Source organism: Pseudonocardia sp. P1, assembly GCF_000178675.2.
In the GTDB taxonomy this organism is placed as follows: domain Bacteria; phylum Actinomycetota; class Actinomycetes; order Mycobacteriales; family Pseudonocardiaceae; genus Pseudonocardia.
This window is the reverse complement of record NZ_ADUJ02000001.1, coordinates 904278-915896: the sequence shown is the minus strand read 5'-3', so window position 1 is coordinate 915896 and position 11619 is coordinate 904278. Positions and strand designations below refer to the sequence as shown.

Here is an 11619-nt window from a genome sequence, read left to right as displayed (position 1 = left end):
GGGCGGTACGGCCTCATCCCGGGTCCGGCCGCACCGCGGCGTCGACCAGTGCGATGAGGTCGGTCTCCAGCTGGTCCCGTACCGCGGGGTCCAGTTCGGACGCCCACAGCGGAGGACCACCGACCCCGTCCGCGGCGGCGACGACGAGGGTCTGGGTCGCGGCCGGCACGCCGTCGGCGTCCATGTCGCGCTGCCAGCGGCGCTCGTCGTCGCGGGCCAGCTCCAGCACCGCGGGGACCGTGAGCAGCTGCGCGATCAGGCTGAACCGCTCGCGGGCGTCGTCGCCGTCGACGTCGACCATGCTGGCGCGGACGTAGGCCCGGGTGAGCCGCCCCGGGGTGCCGTCGGGCTCGGCGGTCCGGGCGAGGACGTCGTCGCGGAACGCGTCGAGGTGCTCCTGGGCGAGTGCGACGAGCAACGCCTCCTTGCTCGCGAAGTGGTAGACGAGACCACCCTTGGAGACGCCGGCGTCGCGGGCGATGACGTCGAGCGTCGCCCCGATCCCGTGCCTGCGGATGACCCGGTCGGCCGCGTCGAGCACGAGTCGGCGGGTGTCCTCGGGTGAGCGTCCGGTCGTGCGGCCCATGGGTCCATCCTTCCTCCTGCGTCCCGGTGGGGCGGCGTCACACCGGAATACCGTCGATACTGTTCCGACCAGTCGGTACAGTTTCGGTCATGTCCCTCGATGTCACCGCGCCCGGTCGCGGTCTGTCGCCGCGCCGCCGGTGGGCGGCGCTGGCGGTCCTGGCGGTCGCCGTGCTCGTGCTCGCGATCGACAACACGGTGCTCTACCTGGCGGTGCCCGCGCTGACGGCCGATCTCGCGCCGACCGCGAACCAGATCCTCTGGATCGGTGACGTCTACTCGCTGGCCCTGGCCGGGCTGCTGATCGTCATGGGGTCGCTGGCCGACCGGATCGGACGCAGGCGGCTGCTGCTGATCGGCTCCGCGGCGTTCGGGGCCGCGTCCTTGCTGGCCGCGCTGTCGACGAGCGCGGAGATGCTGATCGCGGCGCGGCTGCTGCTCGGCGTCGCCGGCGCGACGCTGATGCCGTCGACGCTGTCGCTGATCCGCAGCGTGTTCCCGGACCCGGCCGAGCGCACGCGGGCGATCGCAGTGTGGTCGGCCGCCGCCGGGGGCGGGGCCGCGCTCGGCCCGCTGGTGGGCGGGGCGCTGCTGGAGTTCTTCTCCTGGGGGGCGGTGTTCCTGATCAACGTCCCGATCATGGCGGTGCTGATCGTGGGCGGTGCGTGGCTGCTGCCCGAGTCGCGTGACCCCGCACCGGGCCGGTTCGACCTGGTGTCGGCTGCGCTGTCGCTGGGCGCGATCGTCCCGGTCGTCTGGGCGGTCAAGCACACGGTCGCGAGCGGGATCGACGTCGCCGGTGGTGCCGCGCTGCTCGCCGGGATCGCGGCGGGCGTGGTGTTCGTGCGGCGGCAGCGGCGGCTGGAGAGCCCGTTGATCGACGTGTCGCTGTTCGCGCACCGGGCGTTCAGCGGGTCGGTCTTCGCCGGGTTCATGGCCGTGTTCGCGCTGACCGGGCTGCTGTTCTTCTTCTCCCAGTACCTGCAGCTGGCGCGCGGGTTCAGCCCGCTGCAGGCGGGCCTCGCCGAGCTGCCGACGACGCTGTCCGCGATCGCGGTCGTGGTGCTGGTCGGCCGGGTCCTGCGCCGCCTCGGCCTGGGACCCGCGATCGCGGTGGGCCTGCTGCTGGTGAGCGTGGGGCTGGTCGCGGTCGCGGTGGCGGAGGGCGCCGCCGGCTACGTGTGGCTGGCGCTGGCGCTGGTCCCGGTGGGGCTCGGCGTCGGGCTGGCGCAGACGCTCACGACCGATGCGGTGGTCTCGGCGGTGCCGCCGCGCAAGGCCGGTGCCGCCTCGGCGATCGCGGAGACCGCGCTCGAGCTGGGGGTGGCGACGGGCATCGCGATCCTGGGCTCGGTCGTGTCCCTGGTGTACCGGGCGGGGCTGTCGCTCCCGGCCGGGCTGGATCCGCAGCAGCGCGCGGCGGTGACCGACTCCCTGGCGTCGGCGACGTCGGTCCTGGAGCCGGGATCACCCGTCCTGGACACGGCCCGGGCCGCGTTCACCGGGGCGATGCAGACGACCTCGCTGATCGCCGCGGCCGTCACGTTCGCCGCCGCGATCGTCGCCTTCCGCACGATCCCGAGGACCGTCGACGCCGATCGCGGGACCCCGGCCCGGATCCACTGACGCCACGCTGCCCTACGTCGCCACCGGCCGGCTCGTCCGCCGCGGCGCCGTCGACGAGAGGAGAGACGACGCCATGTCGATCTACGGGGACGACCGGGCACGCGGGACCGTCCGTGCCTGGTGCCGTGCGCGGCTCGACGGACAGGACCACGTCGCGGGGCGTACCGAGCTGCCGACGAGCCTCGGCGCCACCCACGTCACGCTCTCCGGATCGGCCGGACCCACGGTCGTCGTGCTCCCGGCCGCGGGAGAGTGCGCCGCGGTCCTCGACCTGCTGGTCGCCGAGCTCGCCACGGGGCATCGTGTCGTGACCGTCGACCTGCCCGGGGAGCCGGGCCTCTCGCACGACCGGCGACCGCACGGGGACCTCGTGCGGCGCTACGGCCACTGGGTCGACGAGGTCGTCGAGGCGGTCGCTGACGGGCCGGTCGTCGTGGTCGGTGACGGCCTGGGGGCGACGGTCGGGTTGTGCGCCCGGACCGGGCGGATCGCCGGGCTGGTGGCGGTCGCCCCGGCGGGGATCGACGAGTACCCGGGCGACCTCGCCTTCGAGCTGAGGGTCCTGCGACACGAGCTGGCACCGTCGGGGCGCAGCGCCGGGCGGGTCCTGCGGCCGCTGTACGGCGACCGGGTGCCGGACGACCACGACACCCTCGTCGAGTGGACGGCGCTCACCGGTACCGCGGTGTGGCCGAGCGGCCCTCCGGCACTGCTGCCGAACGCGGTGCTGCGCGACTGGCGGGACGTCCCGCACGTCGTGCTGGTGGGGGAGCGGGACCCGATGTGGACGGCCGGGCGGCTGGAGCGACCCGTCGCCGCCCTGATGGGTTCGGCGGTGCGGGTGGTCCCCGGTGCGGGCGCGCTCGTGACCCACGAGGCACCGGACGTCGTCCGCGCAGCCGTCACCGGTGTGCTCGCGACGAGCTGAACCCCTCTCCGAGGCACGACCGCGAGGGTCGCGGTCGCCGGTCCGGGGCCCGCTGGGATCCTCACGGGTGTGGCGAGCGGACCCGAGCTGATCGGTGGAGTCGAGAAGCGGGACATCGTGGTCGTCCCGTACGACCCGGGGTGGCCGGTGAGGTTCGAGGCCGAGCGCCGCCGGATCGTGGCCGCGGTGGGAGCGGTCGCCCGGCGGGTCGACCACGTCGGCTCCACGGCGGTCCCCGGTCTCGCCGCCAAGCCGATCGTCGACATCGATCTCAGCGTGCCCGACGTGGACGACGAGCCGTCGTACCTGCCGGCGCTCGAGCGTGCGGGATACCTGCTGCGGGTGCGGGAGCCGGGGCACCGGCTCGTCCGGACCGCCGAGCGCGACGTGCACGTGCACGTCTGCCCGGCCGGGAGCGACTGGGAGCGCCGGCACCTGCTCTTCCGCGACCGGCTCCGTGCCGACCGGCGGGACCGCGCCGCGTACGCCGCGCTGAAGCTCGATCTCGCCGGACGCGAGTGGGCGGACATGAACGCCTACGCCGACGCGAAGGGCCCGCTGATCGCCGACATCACCCGTCGCGCGGAGGGATGGGCACAGCGGGTCGGCTGGACCGTCGACCGGTAGCGACGGACACACACCTCGGCCGGCGTGCCCTCACCGGCCGCCGGGACGGCCCGGCACGGTCGCGGGCCCCCGGAACCCGCCGGTGCGGAACGGCCCGCCCCGGATGATCACCTGCCGGCCGTCCTGGATCTGGTAGAGCAGCTGCGGCTGGGCCAGCGACGGGTCACCGTGGTCGGGTGTGCCCAGCGCGGCCTGGCCGGGGGTGTCGAAGTTGTAGGTGCCGTTGACCCCGCGGTAGGGCTCGGTCCGCAGGTGGGCGGCGATCCCGTCGGCGTCGGTGACGTCGCCGCACGAGTTCCAGGCCCGCGCGATGCGCTGCATCCGGTCGTAGGCGAGCCCGGCGTGCGAGCGTCCCGGGACGACCCCGAACCGGTCGGTGTAGCGACGGGCGAACGCCCGTCCGGCACCGTCGGAGTAGGTGCCGGTGGTGGTGGCCCACACGACGCCCTCGGCCAGCGGTCCGAGCCGGTGACGGAAGGCGGGCACCGACGGGGCGTAGATCGCGTAGGGGAGCGCGGTGGAGCCCAGCTCGTGCAGCGCGGTGACGGCGGCGACGGAGTCGTCGACGAAGAAGCTGCCGATCATGACCGCCGCGGTGGGCGCCCGCACGGCGGTCGCGACGGCACCGGCCCAGCCGTCGCCGCCCGGTGCCCCGCCGACCGGGACGACGTCGAGCGTCCAGTTCTCGCGTTCGGCGACCGCCCGGGCCCGGTCGATGCCGAAGTCGACGCCGTGCCAGTCCCGGACCACGATCGCGAGCCGGTCCGCGGTGTGGTCCCACCGGCCCCGGTCCCGGAGCGAGGTCATGAACGAGACGAACCGTGGCGCGTACTCGGTGTCGCTGGCGCACACCTGGAAGATCCGGCTGAAGCGGGCGTGGTCGTCGCGCACCATCCGTTCCATCGCGCCGCTGGTGGCGGCGTGCAGGTAGGGCACCCCGCTGTCCGCGGCCGTCTCGTGCCCGATCTCCTGCCCGGCGAGGTAGCCGGAGGTGAGGACGTCGACGCCGTCGCGCAGCAGCGACGCGAAGGCGGTCCGGACCGACGCGGGGCTGGTCACCTCGACGTCGTGGACCGACGCGCGGATCCGGCGTCCGCGGACACCCCCGGCGGCGTTGAGCTCCTCGATCGCGAGCCGCAGCCCGTTGACCATCTCGCGGCCGTCGTCGCTGCCCGTGCCGGACAGCGGCAGGGCGGCGCCGACGACCAGCTCCCGGCGCGGTCGTGGCAGGCGGGGTTGCCGGTGTCGCTGCTCGGGGCCTGCCGCCGCGGCCGCGAGCAGCCGGCCGAGCGACAGGTCCGCGTAGCGGGCCGGAGACCCGGGGAGGGGCACGCAGAGCAGCCCGGTGTCCAGAGCGTAGGTGGCGGCCGCCGTGCGCGTCGGGGTGCCGAGCTTCTGCATCAGGTGCGTGACGTGCGTGGCGGCGGTGCGCTGGGTGATGCGGAGCTCGCCGGCGATCTCGGCGTTGGACGGCCCGACGACGAGCATCGTCAGGATCTCCAGCTCGCGCGCGGACAGCCCGGCGGGGAGCCGCTCCACCGGGTCGCCGCTCAGCTCGACGTGGTCGAAACCGGACTCGGTGCGGGCGGTCAGCGTGACCCGGCAGAACAGGCCGGAGACCGGCGACCGCCAGTGGAAGCGGCAGTGCTCCAGACCGGCGCGCCCCATCGCGCCCGCCGCGCGGCGCAGGTCCGCAGGGACGTCGGCGTGGTCACCGCGGTCGGCGAGGCCGAGCCGGCCGTCCGGGCGCACCTGCACGGTGAAGGCGTTCCCCGACCACGCCGAGGGGCGCGCCGGAGCACCGTCCGGTGACGTCATCGGGGCACCTCCTCGTGGCGGCCCGGGGACGCGGCGGCACGCCTGTGTGTCCTCCGAGCATGCCGTACCGATGCGGATCCGGCGATGGGTCACCGGCCGCCGACCGCTACGTACATCTGACGATGGCGGGCCGGCGGGCCGTTCCTAGCGTGTGCCCACCGAGCTCGCCGGCGAGCGGGAGCATCCCCGCCGGCGGGCCCGTGGACCGACCATCGGACTCGAATCGATCGGAGATGTCATGGGACATCTGCAGCTCCCCCCGGGGAAGAAGATCGCCGTCAACCTCGGCACCGACTTCGACGCCCAGTGCCTCTGGCTCGGCGCGTTCAACCGGCCGACCCCGGCGTCCATGTCGCGTGGCGAGTTCGGCGCGGAGGTGGGCGTCCCGCGGCTGCTCTCGCTCTACAAGCGCTACGGGGTCCGCACGACCTGGTTCACCCCGGGCCACTCGATCGACACGTTCCCCGGGTGGTGCAAGAAGATCCTCGACGACGGCCACGAGTTCGGCCACCACGGCTACTACCACGAGAACCCCACGATGATCTCCGGCGACACCGAGCGCCGCCTGGTCGACCTGGCCTTCGCGACGTTCAAGAAGGTCCTGGGCATCCGGCCGGTGGGCTACCGGTCCCCGTACTGGGACTACAGCGAGTCCACACTGGACATCATCGAGGACTCGGGGCTGATCTACGACACCAGCCTGATGGGCCGGGACTTCCACCCGTACCACCCGCAGCGCTGGCAGGTCCGCTGGGAGCAGGGCAACGTCGCGGGGCGGGCGAGCCGGGTCCTGGAGGTCCCGGTCAACTGGTACCTCGACGACTTCCCGCCGCTGGCCTACACCGGTGCCCAGGCCGGCATGCAGGACTCGGACACGATCTTCAACCGGTGGAAGGACATCTTCGACTACGGCTACGCGCACGAGACGAACCCGGTCTTCGCGACCTGCGTCCACCCGCAGATCATCGGCCAGGCGCACCACATGCTCTGGTACGAGAAGCTGGTCGACCACATCAGCGGCCACGACGGGGTCTGGTTCGCCACCATCGAGGAGATCGCCCGCGCCTGGGTCGACGACGAGACCGACGAGGCGAAGTTCGCACTCCCCGACGTCCGTGGGGTCGAGCCGGCACCGGCCGACTCCGGCTGGGCCTGAGCCGTGGCGACCGTCCCGTCCGAGTCCCGCCCCGTCGCGGGCCTGCACGGCGACGTCGAGGTGGTCCTCGACCGCTGGGGGGTCCCGCACGTCTACGCCACGGACCGGCACGACGCCTACCTGGCCCAGGGCTTCCAGGCGGCCCGCGACCGGCTCTTCCAGATCGACCTGTGGCGGCGCCGCGGGCTGGGCAGGCTGTCGGAGGTCTTCGGTCCCCGTTTCCTCGCGCAGGACCGGGCGACCCGGCTGTTCCTGTACCGGGGGGACATGCGGGCCGAGTGGCTCGCCTACGGCACCGGTACCCGTGACGTCGTCACCGCGTTCGTCACCGGCGTCAACGCCTACGTGGAGTGGGCGTCGCAGGATCCCGGGGAGCGGCTGCCGCCGGAGTTCGCCGCGCTCGGCCACCGGCCGGCGCGCTGGGAGCCCGAGGACGTCGTCCGGATCCGCACGCACGGCCTGCTCTACAACGCCGAGCAGGAGCTGGCCCGGGCCCTCACGGTCCGCGACCTCGGTGCCGCGGCCGAGGAGCTCCGCTCGATCCGCGAGCCGCACACCGAGCTCGGCGTGCCCGATCCCGCGGTGCTGCAGCACCTCGACGACTCCGTGCTCGACGTGTACCGGCTCGCCTTCGCCCCCGCCGACCTCGCCGGCCTTCCCGGCGCCGGCGCGGCCGTCGCACCGTCCGGCAGCAACAACTGGGTCGTGTCGCCGCAGCGGTCGGCCACCGGGCGTCCGGTGCTGGCCAACGACCCGCACCGCGCGGTCACGGTCCCGTCACTGCGCTACCTGACCCACCTCGAGGCGCCGGGGATGAGCGTCATCGGCGCGGGGGAGCCGAACCTGCCGGGTGTCTCCATCGGACACAACGGGCGGGTGGCGTTCGGGCTGACGATCTGGCCGGTCGACCACGAGGACCTGTACGTCTACGAGCTCCACCCCGACGACGACACCCGCTACCGCCATCGCGGCGGGTGGGAGGCGTTCACCGTCGTCGAGGAGCGCACGGCCGTCGCCGGCGGCGGGGAGGAGGTCCTGCGGCTGACCTTCTCGCGGCACGGCCCGGTCGTCCACCTCGACACCGGTGCACGGACGGCCGTGGCCGTCCGTGCCGTCTGGCTCGAGCCGGGCATGGCCCCCTACCTGGCGAGCCTCGAGTACCAGGACGCCGACGACGTCGACACCTTCCGCCGTGCGCTGCGGCGGTGGGGCGCGCCGGGCGTCAACCAGGTGTTCGCCGACGCCGGCGGGGACATCGGCTGGCAGGGCTGCGGTCTCGTGCCGCGCCGGCCCGGGTGGGACGGCGCGCTCCCGGTGCCGGGGGACGGGCGCTTCGAGTGGGACGGGTTCGCCCGGCTCGAGGAGCTGCCCGGGGTGCGCAACCCGGACTCGGGCTGGTTCACGACGTCGAACGAGGAGAACCTCCTGGACGGCGTCGGCGACCGGACGCCGACGGTCACCACGGACTGGTACTCCGACGCGCGGCACGAGCGTCTCACCGGCTGGCTCGGCGGCGACGCCCCGGTCGACGTCACCTCGAGCATCCGGATGCAGGGCGATGCCGCGAACGTGCACGGACGGCGGCTGCTCGACCTGCTCGCCCCGCTCACCGGGATGCCGCGGCACGCCGGCGAGTGGGCGGCGCTGCAGGAGTGGGACGGCATCGAGTCGACCGGCAGCCGGGCGGCACTGGTCTTCCAGGTGTGGGTGCGCCGTCACCTGCGGCCGTGGCTGGCCGACCGTTGCCTGGAGCGGCTCGGCGTCGACGCGGAACGGGCGAAGGCCGCACGTCACCGGCTGCTCCGCGCCGACACGCTGTTCTCCGACCTCCGGCCGGACCTGCGGATGCTCGGCAGGTTCGACCTGTCCGACGCCGGCGACGCCGCGACCCTGCGCGACGGGATCGACGAGACGCTCGACGCCGCGCTCGCCGACATCGCGACCCTGCTCGGGCCCGACCGCGACGGGTGGACGTGGGGAGCGCTGCACCGCACCGAGCTACGGCACGCGGTGTTCGCCCACGACCCCGGAGCTCCGGACGACTGGCGGTCGCTGCCACCGGTGCCCCGCGCCGGCAGCGGGGACACGGTCGGCCTGGCCGGGCACGACGACTCCTTCAACGCGGTGATGGGGAGCAGTTTCCGCATCGCCGTCGACGTCGGGGAGTGGGACTCGACCCTGGTCCTGAACTCACCCGGGCAGTCCGGGGACCCGAGATCGGCGCACTACGCCGACCAGCTCGGCCTCTGGGCGGCGGGGGAGGCCTTCCCGCTGGCCTACAGCCGCGACGCGGTCGAGGAGGTCGCGGAGAGCAGGCTCCGGTTGACACCGGTGGCGGACCTCCGGCCCGCGGACTGACGGACGCCGGGCCGGCCGCCGGCCCGGCTGCCCGGCGGCTGCCCGGCGGGAGCGGGCCACCTCGTCGGTGCAGACCCGCTCACCGGACGTCGACCCGGCACTGCCGGACGAAGGCGACCGGCTTCACGCACAGGGCCGCGTCGCCGAGCTGGATCACCGCCGGCACGGCCGGCGGCCACCACGGTTGCACCATCTCGTGTCGCGCCTCGGGCGGTGGCCGAGGCGCCCGCTCCGCGCGTCAGGTCCCGGTGCCGAGAGCGTGAACGAGGACGCCCCGCAGGTGGTCGACGTCAGGAGGGTCGTCGGCGAGCAGGACCGATGCACACAGACCGTCCGCAGCGGCGATGAGTGCCGCGACGGCCGTCGGGTCGTCGGTGCGGGTGCGGGCGATGTCGGCGACCTTCCTGCGCCACCCATGGGCCAGGCCACGCAGCGCGGGGCGGCGAGCAGCGAGCGTCGACAGTTCGCGCTCGGCCAGTGCGCGGCCGCGGCCGGTCTCGGTGCCCGACTCGGACAGCAGCCGGGCGAGCCCGGTCAACGGGTCCTCGCCGGAGGCCAGAGTGGACTCCAGCACGGTCTCGTAGTGCCGACAGACGTCGGTCAGGGCGGCGACCAGGAGGTCGTCGAGAGTGGCGAAGTAGTAGGTGGCCAGGCTGGCCGGGGCCTCCGCCTCACGGGCGACGGCGCGGTGCGTGACTCCGGCGGCGCCGTCGCGCTCGACCACCCGCAGGGTCGCCGCGATCAGCTCGGTCCGACGACGATCGCCGCGCGCCCGCCGCCCGTCCGGGTGCGCGGCGGGGGAGGCGTCGGCGCCCGACGCGGTCGCTGTGGTTCGCGGCACGGGAACCTCCTCGGGCTCGTGACCGCTACAGGTTATCGATCCGCCCGGTACGCCGCCGCGGCTCACCGGCCGTCGTCCCGGACCCGGCCGCCCCGATCGGGCCGACGCCGCGCAGCAGGACGAGGGCGATCACCGCCAGAGCCGCGACGGCGACACCGGCAACCGTTCCGACGACGCCCAGGCCGGCGGTCTGTGCCTCCCGGGCTGCATCGAGTGCGGCCGGTGGAAGGCCGGCGGCGACGGCTCCGGCGAGGCTCGACGTACCGGCGTCGAGCAGCTCGGCGCGGGGGTCGGCGAGCACGGTGGCCCGGTGGACGGAGTCGGCGAGACTTCCGAGGACGGCGACGCCGACTGCGATTCCCAGCTCCTGGACCGTCTCCGACATGGCTGCGGCGGAGCCGGCCCTGCCGGCCGGAGCACTCCCCACGACCAGATCGGTGCCGAGCGCAGCGATCGCGCCGAGTCCGAGGTAGACCAGCGCGAACGCGACCACCACGGTCCCGACGTTGCCCGGGCCCTCGACCCGGCTCAGCAACAGATGGCCGGCCGCAGAGGCCCCGAGGGTCGTCGAGACGATGACGGCGGGCCGGATCCGGCGTGCCAGCAGCGGTGCGGTGATCGCCGCCGCGAACATCGCCAGTGCGGCCGGTCCCATCCACAACCCGGTGGTGAGCGGAGAGAGCTGCTCGACCACCTGCAGATGCCGGGTGACCAGCAACATCGCACCGCCGACACCGACGAGCGCGACCAGCAGCACGACCAGCGCCGCGCTGAACGCCGGGGCGCGGAACATGCCCGGATCCAGCAGCGGGTCGGTGAGCCTGAGCTGCCGGCGGACGAACACGGCCGCGGACACCACCCCCACGGTCGCCGCGACGAAGGTCGTCGTGTCGAGGCCGGCATCGGCGCCGTGCTTGACGGCATAGACCACCGGCAGTATCGCCAGCAGCGAGACCCCGACGCTCGGCAGGTCGAGGCGCCCGGCACCGGGATCGCGGTACTCGGGAAGCAGCAGGGGTGCGGCGATCATCACGATCGCGACGACCGGCAGTGCCAGCAGGAACACCGATCCCCACCAGAAGCGCTCCAGCAGGAGCCCACCGGCGATCGGACCCAGTGCCATCCCGAGAGCGAACATGGTCGCCCAGATCCCGATGGCGAGACTTCGCTGTCGCGGGTCCCGGAACATGTTCCCGATCAGTGCCAGGGTCGACGGCATCAGCGTCGCGCCGGCGACCCCCAGCGCGGCACGCGCAGCGATCAACATCGACGCCGACGTCGAGAACGCTGCCGCGACGGACGCGAGGCCGAACGCACCCGCTCCCACCAGGAGCAGACGCCGGCGCCCGAGCCGGTCACCGAGCGTCCCCATGGTGATCAGCAGCCCCGCGATCATGAACCCGTACACGTCCATGATCCACAACGCCTGGACGTTGCTCGGGCGCAGATCCGACGACAGCGCCGGCACCGCGAGGTAGAGCGCGGTGATGTCGAGACCGAGAAGGACCGTCGGCAGCGCCAGCACGCCGAGCCCTGCCCACTCACGGACCCCGGCCCGATCGTCGTCCGTCGACGGCACGGTGACTCCTCACAAGAAGTTGAGCGATCGTACTAGTTGTACCATCGTTCATGTAGTTGGAAAGAGTGGTGGAGTCCGGGTGAGGCGGGTGCCCGCGTACC

At 73.8% G+C, this 11619-nt stretch carries 9 protein-coding genes; 5 read left to right on the top strand and 4 right to left on the bottom strand.

Going from position 1 to position 11619, the window contains the following annotated elements:
* Positions 1–13: 13 nt before the first annotated feature.
* The gene (locus tag PP1_RS03720; protein ID WP_010228716.1) at positions 14–586 is read right to left on the bottom strand and encodes a TetR/AcrR family transcriptional regulator; all 573 of its coding nucleotides are present in this window, start codon (positions 584–586) and stop codon (positions 14–16) included.
* A gap of 89 nt (positions 587–675) precedes the next feature.
* Between PP1_RS03720 and PP1_RS03715 the strand changes: the two genes are divergently transcribed.
* From PP1_RS03715 to PP1_RS03705, 3 genes are all read left to right on the top strand, one after another.
* Positions 676–2211 carry an MFS transporter gene (locus tag PP1_RS03715; protein WP_010228719.1) on the top strand — a complete coding sequence of 512 codons (1536 nt, stop codon included), beginning with the start codon at positions 676–678 and terminating at the stop codon, positions 2209–2211.
* Positions 2212–2284: 73 nt separating this feature from the next.
* The gene (locus PP1_RS03710) at positions 2285–3139 is read left to right on the top strand and encodes an alpha/beta fold hydrolase (RefSeq protein WP_010228724.1); all 855 of its coding nucleotides are present in this window, start codon (positions 2285–2287) and stop codon (positions 3137–3139) included.
* A gap of 69 nt (positions 3140–3208) precedes the next feature.
* A complete protein-coding gene (locus tag PP1_RS03705) occupies positions 3209–3766 on the top strand; it encodes a GrpB family protein (RefSeq protein ID WP_010228726.1) in 558 nt (185 codons plus the stop codon).
* Between the two features lie 30 nt (positions 3767–3796).
* Here PP1_RS03705 and PP1_RS03700 read toward each other — a convergent pair whose 3' ends face one another.
* Positions 3797–5584, bottom strand: a complete 1788-nt coding sequence (locus PP1_RS03700; protein ID WP_010228728.1) for an ABC transporter substrate-binding protein — start codon at positions 5582–5584, stop codon at positions 3797–3799.
* A gap of 238 nt (positions 5585–5822) precedes the next feature.
* Between PP1_RS03700 and PP1_RS03695 the strand changes: the two genes are divergently transcribed.
* Together PP1_RS03695 and PP1_RS03690 are read left to right on the top strand one after the other, a co-directional pair.
* A complete protein-coding gene (locus tag PP1_RS03695) occupies positions 5823–6740 on the top strand; it encodes a polysaccharide deacetylase family protein (protein WP_010228730.1) in 918 nt (305 codons plus the stop codon).
* A 3-nt stretch (positions 6741–6743) separates the two neighbouring features.
* On the top strand, positions 6744–9098 hold the full coding sequence (locus PP1_RS03690) for a penicillin acylase family protein (protein ID WP_010228732.1): 2355 nt from the start codon (positions 6744–6746) through the stop codon (positions 9096–9098).
* A 238-nt stretch (positions 9099–9336) separates the two neighbouring features.
* On the opposite strand, the gene PP1_RS03685 is transcribed toward PP1_RS03690, so the two are convergent.
* Together PP1_RS03685 and PP1_RS03680 are read right to left on the bottom strand one after the other, a co-directional pair.
* A complete protein-coding gene (locus tag PP1_RS03685; protein WP_010228735.1) occupies positions 9337–9939 on the bottom strand; it encodes a TetR/AcrR family transcriptional regulator in 603 nt (200 codons plus the stop codon).
* Positions 9940–9964: 25 nt separating this feature from the next.
* Positions 9965–11518: an MFS transporter gene (locus PP1_RS03680; protein WP_010228737.1), complete on the bottom strand. Its 1554-nt coding sequence runs from the start codon at positions 11516–11518 to the stop codon at positions 9965–9967.
* Positions 11519–11619 lie beyond the last annotated feature (101 nt).

Excerpts from the sequence above, each read along its gene's own strand:
- PP1_RS03710 (WP_010228724.1), top strand. The coding sequence starts at position 2,285 with ATGTCGATCTACGGGGACGACCGGGCACGCGGGACCGTCCGTGCCTGG.
- PP1_RS03715 (WP_010228719.1), top strand. The coding sequence starts at position 676 with ATGTCCCTCGATGTCACCGCGCCCGGTCGCGGTCTGTCGCCGCGCCGC.
- PP1_RS03695 (WP_010228730.1), top strand. The coding sequence starts at position 5,823 with ATGGGACATCTGCAGCTCCCCCCGGGGAAGAAGATCGCCGTCAACCTC.
- PP1_RS03700 (WP_010228728.1), bottom strand. The coding sequence starts at position 5,584 with ATGACGTCACCGGACGGTGCTCCGGCGCGCCCCTCGGCGTGGTCGGGG.
- PP1_RS03720 (WP_010228716.1), bottom strand. The coding sequence starts at position 586 with ATGGGCCGCACGACCGGACGCTCACCCGAGGACACCCGCCGACTCGTG.